This is a genomic window from Methylobacterium sp. NPDC097929 (assembly GCF_049543375.1).
GTDB lineage: Bacteria > Pseudomonadota > Alphaproteobacteria > Rhizobiales > Beijerinckiaceae > Methylobacterium.
Genome location: NZ_JBMVEP010000012.1, coordinates 44,153 through 66,668, shown reverse-complemented (window position 1 = coordinate 66,668; position 22,516 = coordinate 44,153). Strand labels below are relative to the sequence as shown.

Here is a 22,516-nt window from a genome sequence, read left to right as displayed (position 1 = left end):
GCTATGGTGGCCTTCGGCGGTCAGGGGCTCAAGCGTTTCAGTCCTCTCAGCCGTCTCAGGATCGTCAGCGCTCTCAGCGTCGTCAGGCACGCTCGCTGACGCCACTGACGAGCCTGAGAACTCTGACGCCCCTGATCGCACTTACGGCTTCGGCCAGAAGGCGCTACCGAACACGGTGTGTTTCGGCCCTGCGAACGGCCCCACACCTCGATCGCAGAGGTCCGCCAGCAACCGATCGAACTCTACCCTTGTCAGGCCCAAACTTCCGGGGACGCCTCCTTCGTATAGGCGAAAGAGATCGGGGAAAGTATAGTATTTGATCTGCTTTCCTTTCGCCAGGGACTGAACTTCCGGCTGAGACAAGTCGAGGTTCCGAAACCAGCGTGTCAGCTTGCCGGCAGGGGAGTTCATCGCAGCCTTTGCGGCTTCAGCCCGCATGAACTCCAGCACGGGTTCGATCGGGTCTGGGTCGTCTTGACTGACGCTGCGCCAAAGCAGTTCCCAATCGAGTCCATTGACGGTATCCCAAATTTTCTTCTGCCCGCTGCGGGGAAGATGCTTGAACGTCAGCATCAGGAAGCGTCGATGTCCGCTCGGATCGATCACCAATTCGTTGACCGGGCGATTGGCCGTACCGATGAACACCGCTTGCTGGCGGACGTTCACCATCGACTGCTTGAAGAACTTGCGACGATCGATGTAATCCGCCGTGAGAACGCTCTTGAACGTCCCGACAGACTTTTCGTCAAGCTTGTCCATGTCGTCCAGAAATACGATCGGCTGCGAGAACAGATCGATGTTGCTCTTGTCCACAACGTCGGACACGAGCGTTGTTCCGCTGCGAAGCTCCTCCATGGGGGATGAAAACAACTTCACGAACTCTGTCTTTCCGAGTCCTCCCTCTTTTGAGTAGAAAACCGCCATAAGATGGTTCCGAATTGTCATTCTCAGGGCTTTCAGCTTCACCTGATGAATAATTTTCTGCAGACCGGCGATTGCGACTGTGGGCGAGTCTTCGAACACGGTGGCGGCGAGAAGCGCCCATTGCTTCTCCGCTTCGGCTTTCTGGGCGGCGTCCAGCGGTACCATGAGCCGTTCGAAGGTCTTTGCCCGTTCTTCGTCGGCTTTCGCGGTGATGAACGCCCGTTGGCTACTCTTGAGTGAGGCTTTTGTGACATCGCCTCCGCCGGGGGTTGTTTGCCGCTCAAGGTAGTCCTGAAGCTCAGACTGTAGCCGTTCCTCGGTGATCTCCACATCGCGAAGGACTTCGCCGATGGGGTGCGTCGGGTAGCTCTTGTACCTCGCCGCGGGCATGAGCACCCGGCCGGCACTCACCGTCCACCCTCGAATGCGCAGGTATTCCTCAATGAACTCCGAGGTTTTGGACGGAGCGTTCGGGCGGTAAGTCGCATCCTCCCAAGCACCGGCCGCGTCAGCGTCGTCAGAGGCGTCAGCGCTCTCAGCCTTCTCAGTCCTCTCAGCGCGGCCAGCTTCTTCCTGACGATCCTGGGAGCGCTGACCATCCTGAGAGGACTGAGAGCGCTGCCACTCCTGCTGCCACCTGCCGAAAGGATCGGATTGGCGCGGCGTCGTGCGGTGGAGTTCGCGCTCGATGTTCTTCTTGAACCAATCGCGTGCCGCGTTGATCCGCGCTGCGATTTCATTCGAGCCGCGTCCTTCTTGGGTGGCGGAACCGGTGTCGGGGTGATGGACCTTCATGCGAGCTTTCCAGGCCGCATAAACTTGCCCGAAGTCCTTGACACCGCCGGGCGTCAGACCGAGGGCGGCGTAGTGCTGATCGGCTTCGGCGAGCTTGTCGTCGGTGGTGGTATCCATAGGGCATCCTTTCTGGACGCCGCGTCGAACAGAGCTTTCCCGTGCCCTCTCGAAAGAGCGCTTGCACTTCAGATTTTCGGGAGATAAGTTCATTCTTGTCAGTGAACTAACTCTATCCCCCTTACGGGGTTAAGCGCGCACCTGAGCCCTTGCCGGGGTTCTTGGGCGCGTTTTGCTTTGGGCGAATCGCGGGCTGTCTCTCCAATCGTTTCGGGAGCCTTAAGATGCCCGATCGCAGCCAACTCGACAAGTCACGCCATCAAAAACATTGGTTGGACTACTTTAGTCGAACGGAATTAACCAAGTAGATCGTGTCTCCGATCTGCAACGCAGAGATTTTAACCAAGCGCTCTTGCGTGTGCACTTCTCTCTGCGTTCGACGCTTCAGCGGTACGCTTGCCACAGTGACGCAGGCGGAAAGCTGTGGATCAGAGGAATGTGCGCTGCCTGTGAATCCGGGACGAATCGGCCCGACGGAGCGGGCTATTTAGAGGGCGCGTGGTGCGAATCACGCTCTTTGGAACGGGATCATCGCGCACGAACAGCTTCGAGCCCGCCACACACCGATAGTGCGGCCGGTCTCTCATGGGCCGTCGAGTGCGGGGGCGGGGCAGGGCGGTGAGAGGCTGTACTGAGCGGCCAATACATTCGCGCCTGACGCTCGTAACGCAAAGACGCCTTGTCGGCTCGACGGGCGCTACTGCATCGAGTTGGGCAGAGCCCGGTTCAGTCTAATCCACATTCGCGCGGCGGAACGCACGCTTCTGTGCGAGGCCGCCGGACGGCCGAACCGTGAATTGCTGACCAAGCCTTTCCGGGACGATCTGACCGCGCTGACGGTGGAAGCGTTCGGCTTAAGCGGGGAAGGCGCTTCGCTTTACCGGGTGGCGGCCGAAGCGGTCACAGATGAAACAAAAAAGCGCAAAGCCGTCGAGAGGGCCTCACCCTGCCTGAGAATTCTGCCTGAAAATGGGCAGATGCCACCCGTAAGTCATTGAGAAGACAGAGTGGCGCGCCCTGCGGGAATCGAACCCGCCTTTTCAGCGTGAAAGGCTGACGTCCTAACCGATAGACGAAGGGCGCTGTCCGGCGGCGATCGGTGCTATAGTCGGGTTCTGGGCGCGCGGCAACGGTCTCCGGCCATCATTTCACGGCTTGACGCGGGGCGATCCGGCCGGTTCTTCCGCTGGGACACCTCCCATCTCGAAAGATAAGCCCATGACTCCGCCGCGCGACGGCCCGGCCAAGCCGCCCGGATTCAAGCCCCCTGGATTCAAGCCGCACGGATTTCGGCCGCGCCCGCGGATGCAGCAGCGGCCGGGACCGGCGGCACGGGAGGGGCACGACCACGTGGTGCTCTACGGCTGGCACCCGGTCTCGCAGGCGCTGGCGAATTCCGGCCGCCGCTTCCACCGCCTGCTCGCGACCGAGAACGCGCTCGCCCGGCTGAAGGAGACGCTGGCCGAGCTTCCCATCGAGCCGGAAATCGTGCGCCCGAGCGCGATCGATCGGCTGCTCGGCCCCGACGCCGTGCATCAGGGCCTCTATGCCGAGGCCGAGCACCTCGAGGCCCCCGCGCTCGACGCGATGCCCGACGACGCGCTGCTGCTGGCCCTCGACCAGATCACCGATCCGCACAATGTCGGTGCCATCGTGCGCACCGCCGCCGCCTTCGGGGTGACCGCCATCGTCGCCACGGCGCGCCACTCGCCGAACGCCACCGGCGTGCTCGCCAAATCCGCCTCCGGCGGCCTGGAGCACGTGCCCTTGGTGGTCGTGCGCAACCTCGCCGAGGCGCTCATCACGCTGGGCGAGCGCGGCTTCACCCGGATCGGGCTCGATTCGGAGGCCGGCATCCCCCTCGACACGGTCACTCCCCGGCGCCCGGCGGTGCTCGTGCTGGGCGCCGAGGGCAAGGGCCTGCGCCAGCGCACCACCGAGTGCTGCGACCTGCTGGTGCGCATCGACGCCGTGGGCGCGATCCGCAGCCTCAACGTCTCGAACGCCGCCGCGATCACCCTCTACGCCCTCACTCGGCCGGGCGCCCCGACCGCTTGACGGCGCGCCTCCGGGCCGAGACGGCGGAGGCGACATCCGGCCAGACGTGATCCTTGGCCGCGATCCTTGGCGGCGGCACGTTGCGTCCGGACACTGTATCCGCTATCGCTCACACCGATTTCCCCATCGGTATCGTCAGGATTCGGGCACCCGTGCCCGGCGGCCGCATCGTTAGGGAGATCGGCCCTCGACCATCGCTTATCCAGCATGCGTCGGCCCTCCGAGAGGAGGCGAGCCCGACCGGATCGTCCATCCGGCGGGCGGCGGTGACGGGGGTTTTCGCAACACGAGCCGTCGACGCGGGTCCCGGAACGGGGCCATTCAGGAGAGAGAATGTCTGCTGGTCTGAACGTAAGCCCCTCGGCTCGCGAAGATTTCGCGGCCCTGCTCGAGGAATCCTTCCTCCAGCACGAGATCACCGAGGGCTCGGTCGTCAAGGGTACCGTCGTCGGCATCGAGAAGGATGTCGCCGTCATCGATATCGGTGCCAAGACCGAGGGGCGCGTGCCCCTGAAGGAATTCACCGGCCCGGGCCGCGAGGGCGAGCTCAAGGTCGGCGACGAGGTCGAGGTTTACGTCGACCGCATCGAGAACGCCCTGGGCGAGGCCGTCATCTCGCGCGACAAGGCGCGCCGCGAGGAGTCGTGGGTCAAGCTCGAGAAGGCCTTCGAGGCTAACGAGCGCGTCACGGGCACGATCTTCAACCAGGTCAAGGGCGGCTACACCGTCGATCTCGACGGCGCCGTGGCCTTCCTGCCGCGCAGCCAAGTCGATATCCGCCCGGTGCGCGACGTGACCCCGCTGCTCGGCACGCCCCAGCCGTTCCAGATCCTCAAGATGGATCGCCGCCGCGGCAACATCGTCGTGTCGCGCCGCACCGTTCTCGAAGAGAGCCGCGCCGAGCAGCGCTCGGAGCTGGTGGCCAACCTTGAGGAAGGTCAGGTCATCGACGGCGTCGTCAAGAACATCACCGAGTACGGCGCCTTCGTCGATCTCGGCGGTATCGACGGCCTGCTGCACGTCACCGACATGGCGTGGCGCCGCGTGAACCACCCGTCCGAGGTCGTGACCATCGGCCAGACGGTCAAGGTCAAGATCATCAAGATCAACCACGAGACGCACCGCATCTCGCTCGGCATCAAGCAGCTGCTCGCCGATCCGTGGGAGGGCATCGCCGCCCGCTACCCCGAGGGCGCCAAGCTCAAGGGCCGCGTGACCAACATCACCGATTACGGCGCCTTCGTGGAGCTGGAGCCGGGGATCGAGGGCCTGATCCACGTCTCCGAGATGAGCTGGACCAAGAAGAACGTCCATCCGGGCAAGATCGTCTCCACCTCCCAGGAGGTCGAGGTCCAGATCCTGGAAGTCGATTCGGTCAAGCGCCGCATTTCGCTCGGCCTCAAGCAGACCCTGCAGAACCCGTGGGAGGCCTTCGCCGAGAAGCACCCGGTCGGTTCCGAGGTCGAGGGCGAAGTCAAGAACAAGACCGAGTTCGGCCTGTTCATCGGCCTCGAGGGCGATGTCGACGGCATGGTCCACCTGTCGGATCTCGACTGGAACCGTCCCGGCGAGCAGGTCATCGAGGAGTTCAAGAAGGGCGACATGGTCCGCGCCCAGGTTCTCGACGTCGATGTCGAGAAGGAGCGCATCTCGCTCGGCGTGAAGCAGCTCGGCGGCGATCCCTTCGCGGAAGCCGGCGAGATCAAGAAGGGCCAGATCGTCACCTGCGAGGTCGTCGAGGTGAAGGATTCCGGCCTGGAGGTGAAGCTCGTCGACACCGACATGCAGACCTTCATCCGCCGCGCCGAACTCGCCCGCGACCGTGGTGACCAGCGCCCCGAGCGCTTTGCCGCCGGCGAGAAGTTTGACGCCCGCGTCGTCCAGTTCGACCGCAAGGCCCGCCGCGTGCAGGTCTCGATCAAGGCGCTCGAAGTCGCCGAGGAGAAGGAGGCGATGGCCCAGTTCGGCTCGGCCGATTCGGGTGCCTCGCTCGGCGACATCCTGGGCGCCGCCTTCAACAAGAAGAAGGGTGGCGACGAGGAGTAGTCCTCGCCGCTCCGGGCGCGGGAAACTGCGCCCGGTCCCGACTTTCGTCCGACGCCCGCGTGGGGGGAGACCCCGCGCAGGCGTTTCGTTTGTCCGGGCGGCCCTCGTCCAGGCGGCTTTTCGCCCGATCGCCGCGGAGTTCTTGTTTGCCGGGAGCATCTTGCCCGTGCGGCGCGGCAGGCGATAGAACACAGCCCTGATCCGGCGGGAGCATCCGCCGATTCCCGTACATGACGGGGTGCCGGCCGAGGCCTGCGCGCGGCGAGACGATGGCGGCCCTTCGCTGGGCGTGGCTTCGTCGTGCTGCCGCATCCGCGGCGTCGATCGGAACCGGCCCGCCGAGGCTGGAGCTTTGAGGGAGTGCACCGTCGGATGGCTGCAGACGCCGAGCTTCTCATCGACCGCCGCCGCTTGCGCCGCAAGCTGACCCTGTGGCGCGTGCTCGGCATCGGCGCCGTCATCCTCGCCGTCGGCGCGGTTGGCTACCGGGCGCGGGTCGGCGAGGGCCGGCTGTTTCCCGCCACGGAAAGCCAGATCGCCCGGATCTCGATCGGCGGCTTCATCGCCGGCAGCGAGTCCACCCGCAAGCTGATCGAGCGCGTGGCCAAGGCCGATTCGGTCAAGGGCGTGGTGGTCTCCATCTCTTCGCCCGGCGGCACGACGACGGGGTCGGAGGAACTCTACCGCAACCTGCGCGCGCTGGCCGAGAAGAAGCCGATGGTCGCCTTCGTCGACGGCACGGCGGCCTCGGGCGCCTACATCACGGCGATCGCCGCCGACCACATCGTCGCCCGGGAGACGGCGCTCGTCGGCTCCATCGGCGTATTGTTCCAGTATCCCGACGTGTCCGGCCTGCTCGACAAGGTCGGCGTGAAGGTCGAGGCCGTGAAATCCTCGCCGCTCAAGGCGGAGCCCTCGGGCTTCAGCCCGACCTCGCCGGAGGCACGCGCGGCGCTCTCCTCGATCGTGATGGACACCTTCGGCTGGTTCAAGGGGCTGGTGGCCGAGCGGCGCGGCTTGAACGAGCAGCAGATCTCGGCCGTCGCCGACGGACGGGTGTTCAGCGGCCGGCAGAGCGTCCCGCTCAAGCTCGTGGACGAGCTCGGCGGCGAGCGTCAGGCGGTCGCGTGGCTCGAGACGGAGCGCAAGGTCCCCAAGGATCTTCCGGTGAAGGATTGGAAGCCCAAGGCCGAGGGTGGCCTCAAGCTGTGGTCGACGCTCGGCATCGGGGCCGATCTCCTCGGGCTCGACGGTCTGGCCGCCCGCCTGCGCGCGCTCGAGGCCGAGACCGCGGGGCTCGCCGAGGGTGGGCTCATGGCCGTCTGGCGCCCGGCGCCCTGAGGCAGACGAGGCCGCGCCCGCACCGCATTCGGAAGAGAGCCGCATGATCAAGTCGGAACTCGTGCTCAAGATCGCCGAGCAGAATCCCCATCTCTACCAGCGCGACGTCGAGACCCTCGTCAACGCGATCCTCGACACCATTACCGACGCTCTCGCCCAGGGCGACCGGGTCGAGCTGCGCGGCTTCGGTGCCTTCTCGGTCAAGCGCCGCGAGGCCCGGCGCGGGCGCAATCCCCGCACCGGCGAGTCCGTTGCCGTGTCGGAGAAGGCGATCCCCGTCTTCAAGACCGGCAAGGAAATGCGCCTGCGCCTGAACCGGGCCGGCATCGGCGAGGAACAACCGGGCGCCTGAACGGCTTCACGCTCGCCGGAGAGCGTGACGGCGGGGCCGGTGCGCACTAAATCCTCGCCTTCGAACCTCGAATGCCCCTCGGCGGTCCCGTGGGTCTCGGACGACCGATCCCGTCCGGACCGGTCGAAGGCCCGTCCCGTCCGTCGGAGACCTTGTTGATGATCCGTTTCCTGAAAGCGCTGGTGCTCCTGCCGGTCGCGGTGGTCGTTGTGCTGCTCGCGGTCGCGAACCGCGAGCCCGTGACCCTGTCCCTCGATCCGTTCTCGCCCGAGCCGGTGTTCAGCGTGGTGCTGCCGCTCTACGCCGTCCTGTTCGGTGCCGTGGCGCTCGGCATCTTAGTCGGCGGGGTGGGAAGCTGGATGAGCCAGAGCAAGACCCGCCGGTTGGCGCGCTATCATCGGCGCGAGGCCGACCGCTTCGCCAAGGAGGCGGCCGAACTCAAGACCTTCGGGACGCCGGGCGCCGAGCCGGGCTACGGCCGGGTCTCCGGCCAAGCGGCACTCCCGGCGCCGGCGGCTGCCCGGTAACGGGAGCGGAGCGGGTCCTCCCATGTCGAGCGTGCGCGTCAAGATCTGCGGACTGAGCCGTGCGGCGACGCTCGACGCGGCGCTCGACGCAGGCGCCGACCTCGTCGGCTTCGTCCACTTTCCCAGGAGCCCACGCCACGTCTCCCTGGACGACGGAGGCCGCCTCGCCCGCCAAGCGCGGGGTCGGGCGGAGCGCGTGGTGCTCCTCGTCGATCCGGACGATGCCCTGCTCGCCGCGGCGCTCGAAGCGCTCGACCCTGACCTGATCCAGCTTCACGGTCGCGAATCGCCCCAGCGGGTGGCCGAGATCCGCGCGCGGACCGGGCGCCCGGTCATGAAGGCTCTCGGCGTTGCCTGCGCCGCGGATCTCGCCCCCCTCCCCGCCTACGCCGCCGTCGCCGACCGGCTCCTGCTCGACGCCAAGGCGCCCCCCGGCTCCGATCTTCCCGGCGGGAACGGGCGCTCGTTCGATTGGGATCTCCTGAAGGCGGCCGTGCTGCCGGCGGGCACGATGCTCTCCGGGGGCCTCCATGCCGACAACGTCGCGGAGGCCCTGGCCTGCACCGGACTGACGGCCGTCGACGTCTCCTCCGGCGTCGAGATACGCCCCGGCGAGAAGGATCCGGCGCGGATCGCTGCCTTCGTCGCCGCCGCCCGCAAGCCCGCCTGAGCCCCGAGAGCATCGTCCCGAAAGGTGGTCGCCGGCGTTCGGAAAAAGACGATGCGAAACAAGAGACGAGACCATCGTGCCGGATACGATATCCGGCACGATGTTCGAGCGGCTTCGTCCGCCTCGATCGTTTGCGCGCGATTGTCCGGCTGTGCCGCATTGCGGTCGCTCGCCCATGGGTCTAGCACGCAAGCCAACGACAGACCTTCGCGAAGGACACGTCCCCGTGACGCTTAGCCCCGCTCCCAATTCCTTCCGCACCGGGCCGGACGAGCGCGGCCGCTTCGGCATCTTCGGCGGCCGGTTCGTGGCCGAGACGCTGATGCCGCTGATCCTCGATCTGGAGCAGGCCTATACCGAGGCCAAGGCCGATCCGTCCTTCAAGGCGGAGATGGAGGCCTACGGCACCCACTATATCGGCCGTCCGAGCCCGCTCTACTACGCTGAGCGCCTGACCGAGCACCTGCGCGCCCAAGCCCCGGCGGGGCGCGGCGCGAAGATCTACTTCAAGCGCGAGGAGCTGAACCACACCGGCTCGCACAAAGTGAACAACGTGCTGGGCCAGATCCTGCTGGCCCGCCGGATGGGCAAGCCGCGGATCATCGCCGAAACGGGGGCGGGCCAGCACGGCGTCGCCACCGCGACGCTCTGTGCCCGCTTCGGTCTCAAATGCGTCGTCTACATGGGCGCCGTCGACGTGGAGCGGCAGGCCCCGAACGTCTTCCGCATGAAGATGCTGGGCGCCGAGGTGATCCCGGTCCAATCCGGCACCCGCACCCTGAAGGACGCGATGAACGAGGCCCTGCGCGACTGGGTCACCAACGTCGCCGACACGTTCTACTGCATCGGCACGGTGGCGGGGCCTCACCCCTACCCGGCCATGGTGCGCGACTTCCAGTCGGTGATCGGCATCGAGACCAAGCGGCAGATGCTGGAGATGGAGGGCCGCCTGCCGGACTCGCTCATCGCCTGCATCGGCGGCGGCTCGAACGCGATGGGCCTGTTCCATCCCTTCCTCGACGATCGGGAGGTGGAGATCTACGGCGTCGAGGCGGCCGGGCACGGCGTCCAGAGCGGGCTGCACGCCGCTTCCCTCACCGGCGGCCGTCCGGGCGTGCTCCACGGCAATCGCACCTATCTCCTGATGAACGAGGATGGCCAGATCGCCGACGCGCACTCGATCTCGGCCGGCCTCGACTATCCCGGCATCGGGCCGGAGCACGCGTGGCTGCACGAGATGGGTCGCGTGACCTATCTCTCGGCCACGGACGCGGAGACCCTGGACGCTTTCAAGCTCTGCTCCGCGCTCGAGGGCATCATCCCGGCGCTGGAGCCGGCCCACGCTCTCTCGAAGGTGCTGGAGATCGCGCCGACCAAACCGGCGGAGCATCTGATGGTGCTGAATCTCTCCGGCCGCGGCGACAAGGACATCCCCCAGGTCGCCCAGATCTTCGGTACGACCCTCTGACGAGGAGAAGCGGTGCCGGAGGCCCAACAGACCGTTGACACCTCCGCACCGTTCTCCCTATACCGCGGCCATCGGCCGGCGCCGCAACGGGCGCCGTTTCCGAGCGTGGCGGGGTAGCTCAGCTGGTTAGAGCAGAGGAATCATAATCCTTGTGTCGGGGGTTCAAATCCCTCCTCCGCTACCAAATACCTTCCTGGTCTTCGACGGTGAAAACCGGAACCAGGGTAGGCACTTAGAAGACCTAGAGCACACTTCGTAGACATCGAGCCCTGGACAGCCCGTCCGGGGCTTTTGCTTTCTCGGACGGTTTTCGGACGGGGGGTGCCCGTCCCGTCCGAGTTCCCGTCCGAAAGGGCTTCCCCGTCCGAGACCCGTCCGGGACCGCCGCCCAGGCTGCGCATTGACCGAACCGCCTATTGGAACAGATAGGGAACGGCGGCGATGGTCTGCGAACCGGGCCGGCCGGGCGGAAGGGGAGGGACGGATGCGGGTACCGCGGACCTTGGGCGAGTTCCCGTACCGGCGGGTGCGGCTGGTCTGCCCCTGGTGCCCGGGGCGCCGGGGGGACTACTGCGTCGAGCGCCTGACCGCCCGCCTCGGGCCACGGGCGACCCCCGAGGACGTCCTGGCCGCCCTCGTCCGGTGCCGGTGGCCAAAGCCATGGCACGTCAGGCGCCCGGCAAAATATACGCCGTGGTGCCGGGCGCGGTTCGCAGAGCTCGGGGGCAAGCGGCCGCCCGACCGGCCTGGATTTCCGTTAACCGTGCCCAACGACCCCGCTTGACCGGGGGAATCCGGAGCTGCGATCCCGGGACATCGACGCACGGAGAGCACCGTGAAACCGAGCATACGCCCCCACCCGAACGAAACCCATCCCGGGGCGTGACCGCGCGGCGGCAGCCCCCAGACCGGAGGCTGCCTTCATGTCCAAGACCTTCTTCACCGCCGACCACCACTTCGGCCACCGCGGCGTCATCTCGATGTGCGGCAGGCCGTTCGCCGACGTAGCCGAGATGAACGAGGCGCTCATCCACGCCTGGAACGCCGTCGTCGGCCCTCGCGACACCGTCTGGCACCTCGGCGACTTCGCCATGGGGGCGAGCCCGGCGGAGTGCCAGGCGTTCTTCGGACGCCTCAACGGGACCAAGCACCTGGTGCGGGGCAACCACGACAAGCCGCGCGTGCTCGATCTGCCGTGGGCATCCCAGCACGACCTCGTCCAGACCACGGTCGACGGGACCCGGCTGGTGCTCTGCCACTACGCCATGCGGTCCTGGCCGGGCGCCTGGCGCGGCGCCCTCCACCTGTTCGGGCACACGCACGGGACCCTGCCGCCGACCCGGCAAAGCTGCGACGTCGGCGTGGACGCATGGGCCTACCGGCCGGTCACCCTCGGCGAGATCCGCGAGCGCCTCGCCGGCGTCGACGAGGAGCCGGAGGAGATCCGGCTCGCCCGTGCCATGGAGGCCGAGGGGGAGTAACCCGCGCCCGCCCCTAGGGTGCAGCCTCGCCTAGTGCCAGGCTGCACCCGGGGGCGTGGAGACCGGGCGGCTCGCCGTCCAGGCGTCCGCGAACCGCACCGCGGCCTTGATCTCGATGGGCACCACCTTGTTGGGATTCCGGCGCAGCTTCTCGGCCATCTTGCGGACGCGATCCACCTGGCTGAGCGTGAGCCAGTACGGCAGGCGGTCGACGGCGCCGGCGTCCCGGCTCTGCAAGACCTCCCGTGCCACGACGCCCATGTCGCCATCGCCGTAGGCGATATGCCAGAGGGTCGCCATAAGGTCGTCGTGGACGAAGACCGTGACGAAGTCCTCAATCTCCCAGCCGACGGCGTTGAGGGCGGCGATGGTGTCCTCGCCCCTGATCACGGAGATCGACACCTCGCCGCGAAGGCCAACCCCCTTCGGCAACGGCCCGATGGAGACGATGACCTTGGCCTCGGCGAGGCGCCGGATGAAGGCGGTCTGCTCGTCCTGCGACATGCGCTGCTGCACGAGCAAGTTGTCCTTCGCGGCGGCGATCATCTCTGCCACGCGCGGTTCGAGCGCCTTCGGGAGGCGGGGCGGCGTGAAACGGTCGTGCGTCATGTATTCCTCGTGCGCAGGGCGGGTCGCCCCATGCGCACGAAAGAAGGCCATGATGGCCGCGCAGTCGAGTCAAGGTTCGAGGTATGGTTACCGTCGAAGCTGACCTTATGGATACCCCGGCAGGCGCCGGCCCGCAAGTCTTGAGCGGTCCGGCGACCATCCGGTGCTTGAACACGGTTAACGAGTGGTTAACTCGCCAGCGCCAAGTGCTCGTTGTAGACGTCAAGGAACTCCGCCGCCCCGCCGTCCCCGCAGACGACGTGCAGATAGGCCGAGAGCTCGCTGTGCCGGGTTTCGGTCTCGCGCCCCATGAGGCTTTCCCGCAGCACCAGGTGCCGCTCCCCCGGCTCGATGACGCGCCTGGTCCAGTGGTCCCGCACGGCGGTGCTGCACGTGACGACGCGGCGGGAGAGCTCGACGATTCCCTCGCCGTCGAAGGGCGACATCCGCAGGATCTCGGCGTCCGTCATGGCGGCGGCGCGGATCTCCAACCATTCGATGTCGAGGTCGCTGTAGTCGCCCCGGCGGATGCGGGCCACGATGCGGGAACGGCGTGTCGCCTCGCGCTCGGCCTCGGACAGCCTCCGGTCGGACAGGATGGCCTCGACGGTCTCCAGCATGCTCTCGATGGCGTCGGGGTCGTCGTAGGCGCCGCCCGCGACGGACGCCGCATAGAGGACAAGGTGCGGGCCGGCGTGCCGCTCCATGGCCTCGGCCACGCGCATCAGGGCCTCCGCCGGCGTCAGGCCTTCCAGTTGCAGGCGCAGGCCCCACGCCGCGGCGCGGGCGTAGCCGTCGTCGGCAGCCAGGGCCGCGAGCCATTCCTTGAAGTGCTCGGCCGCGCCATCGCGGAGTTCGTCGATGTAGTCCATGGGTCCGCTCGCGGAAACCGGGGTTGCGGGGAAAGCGGTGGCGCCACTGCCGCCTGGCGCGCGACGAAGCGGCGTCAGGTCCGGCGCCTCCCGGAGACCGTCCACCAGTGCGCCTCATCGACCGCGAGGCGCTCGACGAGCTCGGCGGCCTGAGCGGCCCACGGATGGTCCCGTCGGAGGTGCGGTTTGAGCCTCGCCTGGAGGCCCGCGAGTCCCGAGGCCTTGAGGCCGGCGTAGCGCTGGATCTCGTGCTTATCGACGGGGCGCCCGAGGCCGTCCCGGAGCTCGCGCCCGGCGGCAAGGCGCTCCATGGCGATGATGACCGCCTGCTCGAAATCGAGGTCGCTCGGGTTCTCGGTGACGTGCGCGCGGCCGCCGGGCGGCGCCGGCAAGCGGTCCGGATAGAGCCGCGACGGAGCGAGGCGCGCACCGTGCGAGGCGAAGGCGCCAGAGGGGTAGGGAAAGCCGCGGGCCGGCGCCGGCGGAGCGTAGGCCCGCGGCATGGCCGGCTCGGGCGCCGATGACGGGGACGGGGGGACGAGGCGTAGATGCGTCATGGGGCGGGGCTCCTGGTGAGCGGTGGCGGGTTAGGCGGCGGTGCGGTAGATCGGGCCGTGGTCGGTGACCTCGACGATGTCCGGTCCATCCTGCAGGACCGCGCGGAGCGTGGCCCCGATGCGGAGCATGCCATCCGGGACGGGCGCCCACGCCGACACCTTGGCCTCCCGGCCGCGGTGCCGGAGCGTCGAGAGATCCAGATGCGGGATCTCGCCGGCATGGGCGAAAACCCGCACTCCGATGACCGTGCCCCGGGGCGCCGCGACGTTGACCATCGCCGTCATGAGCGGCCCCTCTCCGATGGGGATGCCGTCGGCGGGGATGACGCGGACCGGGACCTCGGGGAACTCGACGACAGTGCGGACGGGTGCGGGGCTGATCATGGCGAGGTCCTCGGGAGGCGGGGAAGGCGGGCGTAGCGAACCGGGGCCACCGGCGGATCGGGCGGCGGCTTCGGTTCCGGCACGGGCTCCGGCGGCGCCGTGCGGCCGTCCTCGTAGAAGGCGAGCGCCTCGGCGAGATCGACGACCGCCGCGCGGGCTGCACAGAGGAGATCCGCCTCGACGCGGGAGAGCGTCGCCAGCAGCGCGCGGTCGTTTCCGCCCTCGATGGCGGCCGCCTTCACTGCCGCCTTCGCGAGGGCGAGGCGGCGCCGGGTCTCGACGGCGTCGACGCCGTAGAGCTGATCGACGAAAAGGGAGCGGGGCCTAGAGGGCATAGTCTGGCCTCCGCTCGGAGTGGATGCGGGGGATGTAGACGTGCCCGATCTCGATGCGGCCGCGCGGCGCTCGGGCCCATGCGCGGAGCGCCCCGACGAGCTCGGGCGTCACGGTCACCCAATCGTCGCTGTACCGGTAGCGGGTGATGGTGACGCCGACCGTGGCCGCGATACGGACAACGGTCTTGTCGCAGCAGTGCATCGCCCCTGTCAGGCGGGAGGTCGGCACCCTCTCGCCGACGGCGGGGAGGTCCGGATCGAAGGGAGCCTTGAACAGGGTCTCGACGGCCTGGCGCAGGCGGGCGCCGCGCTTGGCCTCATTATAGTCGACGGCGCGCTCTGCCCGCCGCTTCAGGCGCTCCGCCCTCTTCTCCTCCGCCTCGGTCGGCCCAATGGATTGCCAGGCGACGTGTTCGATGTACCGAGCCCAGCATGTCTCCGCGGCGGCGCCGACGACGAGGACGGTCAGGCTCCAGGCCTCACCGTCGCCGGGATCGTAGACGTAGGCCCGGGCGGCGGCCCCGGCGTCGATGAGTGGCGCGACCTGCGCCGCTTTGTAGCGCGGCAGGTGCCCGAGGCGGACCGAGTTGCGCCACCAGATCTCGATGGCGTTGGCATCGTGCTCGTTCTCGGGCGCACGGACGAGATGGAGGCGGTCGCCCATCTCGGGGCGGACGCGCTCGCCCGTGAGCTCGTCACGCGAATCGTAGTCGTAGAACTGCAACCCCGCGACTTCCGAGATGAACCACGGCTCGCCGGCGTTGAGCTTGGCGGCCTCGACGCCGACGTCGGTCTTATCGAGGCCGCGCAGGTCTGGGGTGGCGCCGAGATTGCTCATGCCGCCCTCCTCGCCGCCCGGGCGCGGGCCATGCTCGCGGTGTTCAGGCGGAGGCGCTCCTCGGTCGAGAGCTTCGGCATCTCCGTGACGCCGCGCTCGCGCAGGAGGCGGTAGACGAACGTCGACCGCAGCCCGTGCGCCTGGCTTGCCCGGTGGACGCCCTCGCGCATCGCCGTCGCGACGATGACCTCCTCCTGCTCCACGGTGGTCTTGCGGCGGGCGTTGCGGGTCGGGGCCTCGCCGGCCCGGGCGCGCAGGACGCGGCGCCCGTCGGACGCCATCCTTTCAAGGGCCCACCGGCCGAGCCAGGCCCACCTTTCGACGCAGGCCTCCCAGCCGTGCGAATCCCAAAGACGGGCGACGGTCTCGACGGACGGGCGGACGTAGCAAGCGGCGTCGAGACCGGAGACGGCGACCGTGCCGACATCGTCGAGGGTCGCGCGGGTGCGGACAGGGCGGGGCATCAGAGCATCTCCGCCGTCAGAAGCGTGACACCGTGCTCGTCGTAGATCGCGACCTCGACCGGACGGCGGGCGACGTAGCGCACGTCTCGCTCCAGGCCGAGCGGTCTCAGGACTGCGTCGCCGGGAGCGCGCCGTCCGAGCAGCACATCGGACACGTACTGGGGCGTGACGCCAGCGGCGGAAGCCCAGCGAGCCTGGCCCCCGGCTTCTTTACACGCCGCCCGCAGACGCGAGACGACGTCAGTCTCTCGAAGTGCCCGTGCCACCCGCCACCCCCAAATCCTGCTGTACGCGGATAAAGGTAGACCTCGTCTCGATATATGCAAGAGCTTCTTTCGAGGCTGTTCTCAAAAACTCAAGTCGGCCGATTAAGTGGTATCATTAAATTGTTTAATGGTGTCATTTAATGCTCAACATGCCGCAGGTCATGCCCCTTGGATACTTTCCGGCACGGGTGGCAGGATACCCCTGTCAGCGGATTTCGGGAGCATGCCGATGAGAGAGACACCCCTTTGGAGCGTGACGCTGGAGGGTGGCGTTTTCGGACGCCTCCGTCGCGTCGAGCTCCTCGAATCCCTCCCGCCCGAGGGGACCGTCGTCGACACGCGCGGCGGCCACGCCGTCGTCAGGGACGGTGTCCTCGTCGCGGTGTCGGAGCAGCAGGCCGAGGACCTCGTCGATCCGGCGGGCGCAGCGCAGCGCCGCTACCGCGCGGCATGCCTCGCCGCCGGATGGACCGACCGGCTCAAGCGAATCGTGACCGCGCCCGGCGACGAATGGGAGGCGGGCACGGCCTACCCGACGGGCGACGGAGCCCTCGTCTACTGCGAGCGCGTCCGCGGCAGGCACGTCTGGGTCCGCCGCGCGACCTACGCCGAGGCCGTGGCCCTCGGCGTCACTGCCTGAGGAGGCCCGCGTGCTCGACCACCTCGCCGTCGCCATCGCCGCCGTCACCGCCTGGGAGGCCGGCCGCATCATCATCCGGACCGTCCGTCCGGTCCCTGCGCCGGTCGCCGTCGCGGAGCCGGAGCCGGAGCCGGCCGAGCTCGCCGACGTCCGCGCAGGCGCCGCGGCCGCGGCCGCGCTCATCGAGCCCCCCGCCGCGTGGACCGCCGGCTGGGACATTTTCCAGTTCGCCCGCCGCGGTCGGGTCCACGACATCCGGCACCTGCCGGCCCACGTCAGGGACTGGGCGCGCGGCTTGACGGACGAATCCCTCGCCGCCCTCGCGGCGTCCCTACCGGCGCGGATCGACCGCCACCTCGCGCGCCGCGCCACGATCCGCGGCGTGCCCCACGTCCCGCCCGTCCAGCCGATGCTCAGCCTGCGCGACGTCGTCGAGCGCTCGGGCCGGAGCGGCGGGGGCCCGAGGATGGGCCGCTAGTCGATTTCGACCGCCCCCAGCAGCATCCCCAACACGTCAAGGAGACACCCCAATGCGCGCTCTCGCCCGTTTCATCGCTTCCGTCGCCATCGCCGCCCTGTCGGCGATGGCCCTCGCCCCCAAGCTGGTTTGGGACGGCGGCAAGTGGATCACCAAGTCGGTCTTCGGCGGAGCCGGCGGAAACGCGGCCGCCGCGCAGGCCCAGGCGGCCGCCGAGCTCCAGGCCGCGGCCGACGAAGTCGCCGCCGCGAAGGCCGCCCCGGCTCCGGCTCCTGAGCCCTCTCCGGTCGGCACGCCCGACTGGGAGTGGGGCACCGCCGCCCTGCGCGTCCTCGCCGGCGACAGCGGCGCGGCCAAGGGCGTCCTCGACGAGGCGGCCATCTCCTATCTGGAGAAGCTCACGCCCGATCAAAGCATGAGGCTGGCGGCGTTCTCTCCCGACCGCATCGGCCGGCACCTCACCGGCAATCAGCCGATCAAGAGCCTCCCGCAGGCGGGCAGCCTCCACGACTACTGGACTGCCGAAATCCGGCGCCTCACGGCCGAGAGCGAGAGGGCGGTGCCGCTCCTCCGGGTCGACGAGCACGCGGGCCTCTCGCGCGAGGAGCGGCTCGCCCTGGCCCGCTGACGCCGCCGCCCGCCAAAACGAAGCCCGCCCCGGTCGCCCCGGGGCGGGCTCTTTTTTTGCCTGGATGCGAGATTTCGCTTGATACTTGCCCCCGCATGCTCACTGCGCCCTTCGTGCTCACGCGATGGCATCACGCCGCGGAAGCGCGCTCCGCGATGCGGCGGCGGAGGATCGCGACCTGCGCAGCGGCCGCGAGTTCGACAGCCTGGCGTCGGGCGGCCTGCTCGGCGTGACGTGCGGCGGCGGCCTCCCGGGCGCGGGCTGCGGTCAGGCGGGCGGCGCGGGCCTGGGCAGCGATGGCGAGGTAGTCCTCGGCCAGCGCGGCGTCGGCCTCGCGACGGGCGGCCTTGGCCTCGATCAGAGCGGTGCCGATGGCGAAGGCCGCGAAGCCGAGGCCCGTGTCGAAGGCCTGGGCGACGTCGTGGGCGGTGCGGTGCGTCATGGCGGGCCTCCGTGGAGCGGCGTGTGCATTGGAGATCGCAGCTCGCGAATCCGCTGCCAAGAGTCCCCCGCGGGAAGCCTGTGAGCGAGGTGAAAGAACCCCTGGGCGCCATGGTAAACGCACCCTTAAGATCGGGACTCCCCCCTGCAACGACGTCTCCGTTACTCCGGCGTACGGCACGCCTGGCGGGGCTTGGCGCACGCAACGGGCCCGCCGCGAACGTCACGCCGGGCATGAAAAAGGCCGCCCGGAATGGGGCGGCCTCGCAGGCGGCGTGGCGGTGGCGGCTACGCGGGCGGGGGCTTGGCCGGGCGCAGCAGGCGGGCCGTAAGGGCCCGCGAAGCTAGCGGACGCTCCCACTCGCAGTGCTCGACGAGGTGCCGCATCCCCTCGGCAAAAATGGGCTCAATGCGGACGGCGATGCCCGAAAGCTCCTCGCCGTCCCGCATGCGCTCGTAGACCTTGCGGGCCCGGAGGACGCTGCGCAGCCCCTGCGCGATGGCAGCGTCAAGCTCCGCGGCCTTCTTTGCCTTGTCACGGGCGCGCTGGGCTCTCGCCCGGGCATTCGCTTGGGAGTTGGCCAAGCGGGTTGCCGGAGACGGTGTCTTACGCGAGGCCTCTGGGACGTCCGGGTACGGGCCGGGCTCGAATCCCGCAAGGCGGTCCGCAAAGGCTTCGGCCCAGCGGGCCCTGTCGGCATCTGTCTGCATCGAGGGCATCGTGCGCGCACGTCACGCAAGGGACCAGCCGAGCCGTGACGTGCGGGGGGATGGAGACGGCCGTTGGGTGCGCCCCGACGACCTTGGGTCATAGTACACTGTGTTCGAGCTCGCTGGCATACCACGCGACCTCCTTCCGCTGAGCCTCGATGGAGGCGTGGGAAGGCATTGGCCGCCTCCGACAGGTCGAGCCTTCCGAGGCCGCTCAAGCTGGCAACTGCCGCGTCGATGCTGAGGATACGACGCCGGCGTCAGGTACCTCTGCCGGTTTCGGCGTGGCCTTGCCGAACCGGGCGTAAAGGGCCGGAAGCACCAGCAACGTCAGTAGGGTTGCGCTGACCAAACCGCCGATGACGACGGTCGCCAGCGGCCGCTGCACCTCCGCGCCGGTCCCCTTCGCCAGGGCCATCGGCACGAAGCCGAGGGCCGCGACCAATGCCGTCATCGCCACCGGCCGCAACCGGGTCAGAGCGCCCTCGCGGACCGCGTCCGGGATCGCCGCCCCCTCCGCCACCAGCGTCCGTATATGGTTGAGCAGCACTAGGCCGTTAAGGACCGCCACGCCCGAGAGCGCGATGAACCCGACCGCCGCCGAGACCGAGAAAGGCATATCCCGCAGCCACAGGGCGGCCACACCGCCGGTCAGGGCCATCGGCACCGCGCTGAATACGATGGCCGCATCCCGCGCAGAGCCGAGGGCCCCGAGCAGCAGGATGAAGATCAGCGCGAAGCAGGCCGGTACCACCACGGTCAGCCGCTGGCGGGCGGCGGCGAGGTTCTCGAACTGCCCACCCCACCTCACCTCGTAGCCGGCAGGCAGCCTCACCTCGGCGGCGATGCGCTCCTGCGCCTCCGCCACCAGCGAGCCGATGTCCCGCCCGCGCACGTTCGCCGTCACCACGACGCGGCGTCGGCCGTTCTCACGGCTGACCTGGTTCGGCCCCTCGGTGAACGCGAAGCTGGCGAGCTGCCGCAGGGGCACGCTCATGCCGCCGGCCAGCGCCGGACCGGCAGGAACGCCCGTGCTCGCCCGCGCCGCGGCCGCCTGCGAGACCGGCAACGGCACCGGCAGGTTCTTCAACGCCTCGACGTCCCCGCGGACGCTGTCGGCCAACCGGACCACGATAGCGAAGCGCCGGTCGCCCTCGAACACCAGCCCGGCGTCCTTGCCGCCGACCGCCGTGCCGATGACGTCCTGCACCTCCGCCATGCTCAGGCCGCGCCGGGCGATCTCGCGCCGGTCGACCTTGATCTCCAGGAACGGCAGCCCGACCGCCTCCTCGACCTTCACATCGGCGGCTCCCTCCAGGCCGCGCAGGATGCCCGCGATCTTGCGGGCGCCCTCGACCATCGGCCCGAACTCCTCGCCGAACACCTTCACCGCGAGGTCGTCGCGCACGCCCGCGATGAGCTCGTTGAAGCGCATTTGGATCGGCTGGGAGAACCCGAGCAGCGTGCCGGGGATCAGCTTCGCCTCGGCCTCCAAGCGCCCGATCAGCGATTCCTTCGTCTCCGACGGGTCCGGCCAGGCGTCCTGCGGCTTCAGAATGAGGTAGGCGTCGCAGGCGTTCGGCGGCATCGGGTCGGCGGCGATGTCGGGGGTGCCGCAGCGCGAGTAGACGAACGCCACCTCCGGGAACTTGCTCATGGCGTCCTCGACGCCGAGCTGCATCGCCTGCGACTGCGTGATCGAGGTCGACGGGATGCGCCGGGCCTCCATGACGATGTTCTTCTCGTCGAGCGTCGGCGTGAACTCCTGGCCGAGCCGGGTCGCCAAGACCCCGGCCAGCCCCAGGACGACCACCGCCCCGGCGATGAAGGCCAGCGGCGTTCGGACCGCCCTGCCCAGCACCGGTCGGTAGGCGCCCTTGAGCGCCCGGATCATCAGGTTGTCGCCCTCGCTGACCCGCCCGGTGATGAATGTGGCGATCATCGCCGGCACGAAGGTCAGCGACAGCACGAAGGCCGCTACGAGCGCGATCAGGACCGTCAGGGCCATCGGCGCGAAGGTCTTGCCCTCGACGCCGGTGAAGGTCAGCAGCGGCACGTAGACCAGGATGATGATGGCCTGACCGTAGACGCTCGGCTTGATCATCTCCTCGGCGGAGACGCGCACGGTTTCCAGGCGCTCATCGAGGCTGAGCTTGCGCCCGAGCGCGTGCTGCCGCTCGGCCAGGTGCCGCAGGCTGTTCTCGGCGATGATGACCGCGCCGTCGACGATGAGGCCGAAGTCGAGGGCGCCGAGGCTCATCAGGTTGGCGCTGATGCGGCCGACCAACATGCCGGTGGCCGTCATCATCATGGCCACGGGGATGACCAGCGCCGTGATGATGGCGGCTCGGATGTTGCCGAGCGCCAGAAACAGCACCGCGATGACCAGAAGCGCGCCCTCGGCGAGGTTCTTGGAGACCGTCTTGACGGTGGCATCGACGAGGTCGGTCCGGCTGAGCAGCGTCCGGGCCTGGATGCCCGGCGGGAGGAGCTTGTTGATCTCCTTGACCTTGGCGTCCGCGGCCGCCGAGACGGTCCGGCTGTTCTCGCCGATGAGCATCAGGGCGGTGCCCAGCACGACCTCGTGCCCGTTCTCGCTGGCCGAGCCGGTCCGGAGCTCGCGGCCGATCCCGACCTCGGCGACGTCCCTCACCAGGATGGGAACCCCGGCCCGGGTCGCCACGACGATGTCGCGGATCTGGTCCACGTTCTCGATGAGGCCGCCCGCCCGGACGACGTAGCCCTCGCCGTTGCGCTCGACGTAGTTGGCCCCCCGGGTCACGTTGTTGGCCTCGACGGCCCGCGTCAGGTCGGCGAAGCCCAAGCCGTAGCCGACCAGCTTCATCGGGTCGGGCTTGACCTGGTACTCCTTGACGAAGCCGCCGATGGCGTCGGCCCCGGCCACCCCCGGCACGCTCTTCATCTGCGGCCGGATGATCCAGTCCTGCACGGTCCGCAGGTAGACCGTGCGCTCGAAGTCGGACTTCAGCCGCTCACCCTCGGGTGTCAGGTAGCTGCCGTCGGTCTGCCAGCCCGGCAAGCCATCCCGGACGGGCGCACCCTCGCCGGGGGCCCGGTACTCGACCGCCCACCAGTAGATCTCACCGAGCCCAGTCGAGATCGGCCCGAGCCGGACCCCGACCCCGGGCGGCAGGGTGCTGCGCACCTCGGTCAGGCGTTCGTTCACCTGTTGCCTTGCGAAGTAGACGTCGACCTTGTCGCTGAACACGGCGGTGAGCTGGGCGAAGCCGTTGCGTGAGAAGGAGCGCAGGCTCTCAAGGCCCGGCGTGCCGGCGAGCGCCCGCTCGACCAGCACCGTGACCTGCTTCTCGATCTCGACCGGCGTCAGCGCCGGGGCGACGGCGTTGACCTGGACCTGGTTGTTGGTGACGTCGGGCACCGCGTCGATGGGCAGCCGCGCGAGCGACCAAGCCCCGAAGGCGGCGGCGATGAGGGTCGCCAGGATGACCGCGTAGCGGTTGGCGACGGAGAAGGCGAGGATCGGGCGGATCAT

24 protein-coding genes and 2 tRNA genes are annotated in these 22,516 nt (G+C 68.7%); 13 read left to right on the top strand and 13 right to left on the bottom strand.

Translation table 11 applies throughout. The features are described 5' to 3' along the window. Positions 1–141: 141 nt before the first annotated feature. Positions 142–1,836: a VapE domain-containing protein gene (locus tag ACPCJR_RS21765; protein ID WP_391514962.1), complete on the bottom strand. Its 1,695-nt coding sequence runs from the start codon at positions 1,834–1,836 to the stop codon at positions 142–144. A gap of 797 nt (positions 1,837–2,633) precedes the next feature. Between ACPCJR_RS21765 and ACPCJR_RS21760 the strand changes: the two genes are divergently transcribed. Next, positions 2,634–2,834 (top strand): hypothetical protein, encoded by a 201-nt coding sequence (locus ACPCJR_RS21760; protein ID WP_391514964.1) that lies wholly within the window; start codon positions 2,634–2,636, stop codon positions 2,832–2,834. Between the two features lie 10 nt (positions 2,835–2,844). On the opposite strand, the gene ACPCJR_RS21755 is transcribed toward ACPCJR_RS21760, so the two are convergent. After that, positions 2,845–2,919: transfer RNA gene (locus tag ACPCJR_RS21755), tRNA-Glu, on the bottom strand. A 135-nt stretch (positions 2,920–3,054) separates the two neighbouring features. Between ACPCJR_RS21755 and rlmB the strand changes: the two genes are divergently transcribed. The 9 genes from rlmB to ACPCJR_RS21710 all read left to right on the top strand — a co-directional run bounded on the left by rlmB (position 3,055) and on the right by ACPCJR_RS21710 (position 11,779). After that, positions 3,055–3,894 (top strand): 23S rRNA (guanosine(2251)-2'-O)-methyltransferase RlmB, encoded by an 840-nt coding sequence (gene rlmB / locus ACPCJR_RS21750; protein WP_391514966.1) that lies wholly within the window; start codon positions 3,055–3,057, stop codon positions 3,892–3,894. Between the two features lie 333 nt (positions 3,895–4,227). Beyond that, positions 4,228–5,940, top strand: coding sequence for a 30S ribosomal protein S1 (gene rpsA / locus ACPCJR_RS21745; protein WP_391514968.1), 1,713 nt, complete (start codon positions 4,228–4,230; stop codon positions 5,938–5,940). A gap of 372 nt (positions 5,941–6,312) precedes the next feature. Then, positions 6,313–7,281, top strand: coding sequence for a signal peptide peptidase SppA (gene sppA / locus ACPCJR_RS21740; RefSeq protein ID WP_391514970.1), 969 nt, complete (start codon positions 6,313–6,315; stop codon positions 7,279–7,281). A 43-nt stretch (positions 7,282–7,324) separates the two neighbouring features. Next, a complete protein-coding gene (locus tag ACPCJR_RS21735) occupies positions 7,325–7,633 on the top strand; it encodes an integration host factor subunit beta (protein ID WP_110352612.1) in 309 nt (102 codons plus the stop codon). A 158-nt stretch (positions 7,634–7,791) separates the two neighbouring features. Further along, complete coding sequence (locus ACPCJR_RS21730; protein WP_391514972.1) at positions 7,792–8,160, top strand: LapA family protein; 369 nt, start codon at positions 7,792–7,794, stop codon at positions 8,158–8,160. Between the two features lie 22 nt (positions 8,161–8,182). Continuing rightward, the gene (locus ACPCJR_RS21725; RefSeq protein WP_391514974.1) at positions 8,183–8,830 is read left to right on the top strand and encodes a phosphoribosylanthranilate isomerase; all 648 of its coding nucleotides are present in this window, start codon (positions 8,183–8,185) and stop codon (positions 8,828–8,830) included. Positions 8,831–9,056: 226 nt separating this feature from the next. Then, the gene (gene trpB / locus ACPCJR_RS21720) at positions 9,057–10,298 is read left to right on the top strand and encodes a tryptophan synthase subunit beta (protein ID WP_391514976.1); all 1,242 of its coding nucleotides are present in this window, start codon (positions 9,057–9,059) and stop codon (positions 10,296–10,298) included. A gap of 107 nt (positions 10,299–10,405) precedes the next feature. After that, positions 10,406–10,482, top strand: a tRNA-Met gene (locus ACPCJR_RS21715). Positions 10,483–11,221: 739 nt separating this feature from the next. Beyond that, positions 11,222–11,779, top strand: a complete 558-nt coding sequence (locus ACPCJR_RS21710; RefSeq protein ID WP_053608668.1) for a metallophosphoesterase family protein — start codon at positions 11,222–11,224, stop codon at positions 11,777–11,779. Positions 11,780–11,809: 30 nt separating this feature from the next. Here ACPCJR_RS21710 and ACPCJR_RS21705 read toward each other — a convergent pair whose 3' ends face one another. The 8 genes from ACPCJR_RS21705 to ACPCJR_RS21670 form a co-directional block, all read right to left on the bottom strand. After that, positions 11,810–12,388 carry a hypothetical protein gene (locus tag ACPCJR_RS21705; RefSeq protein WP_053608667.1) on the bottom strand — a complete coding sequence of 193 codons (579 nt, stop codon included), beginning with the start codon at positions 12,386–12,388 and terminating at the stop codon, positions 11,810–11,812. A 188-nt stretch (positions 12,389–12,576) separates the two neighbouring features. Continuing rightward, positions 12,577–13,260, bottom strand: coding sequence for a hypothetical protein (locus ACPCJR_RS21700; protein WP_053608666.1), 684 nt, complete (start codon positions 13,258–13,260; stop codon positions 12,577–12,579). Positions 13,261–13,334: 74 nt separating this feature from the next. Beyond that, on the bottom strand, positions 13,335–13,817 hold the full coding sequence (locus tag ACPCJR_RS21695) for a hypothetical protein (RefSeq protein ID WP_139235017.1): 483 nt from the start codon (positions 13,815–13,817) through the stop codon (positions 13,335–13,337). A gap of 30 nt (positions 13,818–13,847) precedes the next feature. After that, entirely contained in the window at positions 13,848–14,201 is a 354-nt protein-coding gene (locus ACPCJR_RS21690; RefSeq protein WP_053608664.1) for a hypothetical protein, read from the bottom strand. After that, positions 14,198–14,536, bottom strand: coding sequence for a hypothetical protein (locus ACPCJR_RS21685; RefSeq protein WP_053608663.1), 339 nt, complete (start codon positions 14,534–14,536; stop codon positions 14,198–14,200). Before ACPCJR_RS21685 ends, ACPCJR_RS21690 begins: the two co-directional genes overlap by 4 nt. Beyond that, positions 14,526–15,374 (bottom strand): HIRAN domain-containing protein, encoded by an 849-nt coding sequence (locus ACPCJR_RS21680; protein WP_053608662.1) that lies wholly within the window; start codon positions 15,372–15,374, stop codon positions 14,526–14,528. Before ACPCJR_RS21680 ends, ACPCJR_RS21685 begins: the two co-directional genes overlap by 11 nt. Continuing rightward, positions 15,371–15,838, bottom strand: a complete 468-nt coding sequence (locus tag ACPCJR_RS21675; RefSeq protein WP_053608661.1) for a hypothetical protein — start codon at positions 15,836–15,838, stop codon at positions 15,371–15,373. Before ACPCJR_RS21675 ends, ACPCJR_RS21680 begins: the two co-directional genes overlap by 4 nt. After that, positions 15,838–15,993, bottom strand: coding sequence for a hypothetical protein (locus tag ACPCJR_RS21670; RefSeq protein ID WP_244537658.1), 156 nt, complete (start codon positions 15,991–15,993; stop codon positions 15,838–15,840). The genes ACPCJR_RS21675 and ACPCJR_RS21670 overlap by 1 nt, the downstream gene beginning before the upstream one ends. Positions 15,994–16,333: 340 nt before the next feature. On the opposite strand from ACPCJR_RS21670, the gene ACPCJR_RS21665 reads away from it, so the two are divergent. From ACPCJR_RS21665 to ACPCJR_RS21655, 3 genes are read left to right on the top strand one after another with little or no spacing between them, the layout of a single operon-like run. Further along, complete coding sequence (locus tag ACPCJR_RS21665) at positions 16,334–16,744, top strand: hypothetical protein (RefSeq protein ID WP_139235019.1); 411 nt, start codon at positions 16,334–16,336, stop codon at positions 16,742–16,744. A 10-nt stretch (positions 16,745–16,754) separates the two neighbouring features. Next, entirely contained in the window at positions 16,755–17,222 is a 468-nt protein-coding gene (locus tag ACPCJR_RS21660) for a hypothetical protein (RefSeq protein WP_053608659.1), read from the top strand. 52 nt (positions 17,223–17,274) lie between these two features. After that, a complete protein-coding gene (locus tag ACPCJR_RS21655; protein ID WP_053608658.1) occupies positions 17,275–17,850 on the top strand; it encodes a hypothetical protein in 576 nt (191 codons plus the stop codon). A gap of 130 nt (positions 17,851–17,980) precedes the next feature. Here the strand turns inward: ACPCJR_RS21655 and ACPCJR_RS21650 are convergent, their stop codons facing one another. The 3 genes from ACPCJR_RS21650 to ACPCJR_RS21640 all read right to left on the bottom strand — a co-directional run bounded on the left by ACPCJR_RS21650 (position 17,981) and on the right by ACPCJR_RS21640 (position 22,516). Further along, on the bottom strand, positions 17,981–18,292 hold the full coding sequence (locus ACPCJR_RS21650) for a hypothetical protein (RefSeq protein ID WP_053608657.1): 312 nt from the start codon (positions 18,290–18,292) through the stop codon (positions 17,981–17,983). A 287-nt stretch (positions 18,293–18,579) separates the two neighbouring features. After that, on the bottom strand, positions 18,580–18,876 hold the full coding sequence (locus tag ACPCJR_RS21645) for a hypothetical protein (RefSeq protein ID WP_391514982.1): 297 nt from the start codon (positions 18,874–18,876) through the stop codon (positions 18,580–18,582). A gap of 340 nt (positions 18,877–19,216) precedes the next feature. Then, positions 19,217–22,516 (bottom strand): efflux RND transporter permease subunit, encoded by a 3,300-nt coding sequence (locus ACPCJR_RS21640; RefSeq protein WP_078946993.1) that lies wholly within the window; start codon positions 22,514–22,516, stop codon positions 19,217–19,219.

Coding starts and splice junctions, on each gene's coding strand:
- ACPCJR_RS21695 (WP_139235017.1), bottom strand. CDS start 13,817: ATGACGCATCTACGCCTCGTCCCCCCGTCCCCGTCATCGGCGCCCGAG.
- ACPCJR_RS21725 (WP_391514974.1), top strand. CDS start 8,183: ATGTCGAGCGTGCGCGTCAAGATCTGCGGACTGAGCCGTGCGGCGACG.
- ACPCJR_RS21705 (WP_053608667.1), bottom strand. CDS start 12,388: ATGACGCACGACCGTTTCACGCCGCCCCGCCTCCCGAAGGCGCTCGAA.
- ACPCJR_RS21765 (WP_391514962.1), bottom strand. CDS start 1,836: ATGGATACCACCACCGACGACAAGCTCGCCGAAGCCGATCAGCACTAC.
- ACPCJR_RS21700 (WP_053608666.1), bottom strand. CDS start 13,260: ATGGACTACATCGACGAACTCCGCGATGGCGCGGCCGAGCACTTCAAG.
- rpsA (WP_391514968.1), top strand. CDS start 4,228: ATGTCTGCTGGTCTGAACGTAAGCCCCTCGGCTCGCGAAGATTTCGCG.
- ACPCJR_RS21665 (WP_139235019.1), top strand. CDS start 16,334: ATGAGAGAGACACCCCTTTGGAGCGTGACGCTGGAGGGTGGCGTTTTC.
- ACPCJR_RS21650 (WP_053608657.1), bottom strand. CDS start 18,292: ATGACGCACCGCACCGCCCACGACGTCGCCCAGGCCTTCGACACGGGC.
- ACPCJR_RS21640 (WP_078946993.1), bottom strand. CDS start 22,516: ATGATCCGCCCGATCCTCGCCTTCTCCGTCGCCAACCGCTACGCGGTC.
- sppA (WP_391514970.1), top strand. CDS start 6,313: ATGGCTGCAGACGCCGAGCTTCTCATCGACCGCCGCCGCTTGCGCCGC.
- ACPCJR_RS21730 (WP_391514972.1), top strand. CDS start 7,792: ATGATCCGTTTCCTGAAAGCGCTGGTGCTCCTGCCGGTCGCGGTGGTC.
- ACPCJR_RS21655 (WP_053608658.1), top strand. CDS start 17,275: ATGCGCGCTCTCGCCCGTTTCATCGCTTCCGTCGCCATCGCCGCCCTG.
- ACPCJR_RS21710 (WP_053608668.1), top strand. CDS start 11,222: ATGTCCAAGACCTTCTTCACCGCCGACCACCACTTCGGCCACCGCGGC.
- ACPCJR_RS21735 (WP_110352612.1), top strand. CDS start 7,325: ATGATCAAGTCGGAACTCGTGCTCAAGATCGCCGAGCAGAATCCCCAT.
- ACPCJR_RS21675 (WP_053608661.1), bottom strand. CDS start 15,838: ATGCCCCGCCCTGTCCGCACCCGCGCGACCCTCGACGATGTCGGCACG.
- ACPCJR_RS21680 (WP_053608662.1), bottom strand. CDS start 15,374: ATGAGCAATCTCGGCGCCACCCCAGACCTGCGCGGCCTCGATAAGACC.
- ACPCJR_RS21685 (WP_053608663.1), bottom strand. CDS start 14,536: ATGCCCTCTAGGCCCCGCTCCCTTTTCGTCGATCAGCTCTACGGCGTC.
- ACPCJR_RS21690 (WP_053608664.1), bottom strand. CDS start 14,201: ATGATCAGCCCCGCACCCGTCCGCACTGTCGTCGAGTTCCCCGAGGTC.
- rlmB (WP_391514966.1), top strand. CDS start 3,055: ATGACTCCGCCGCGCGACGGCCCGGCCAAGCCGCCCGGATTCAAGCCC.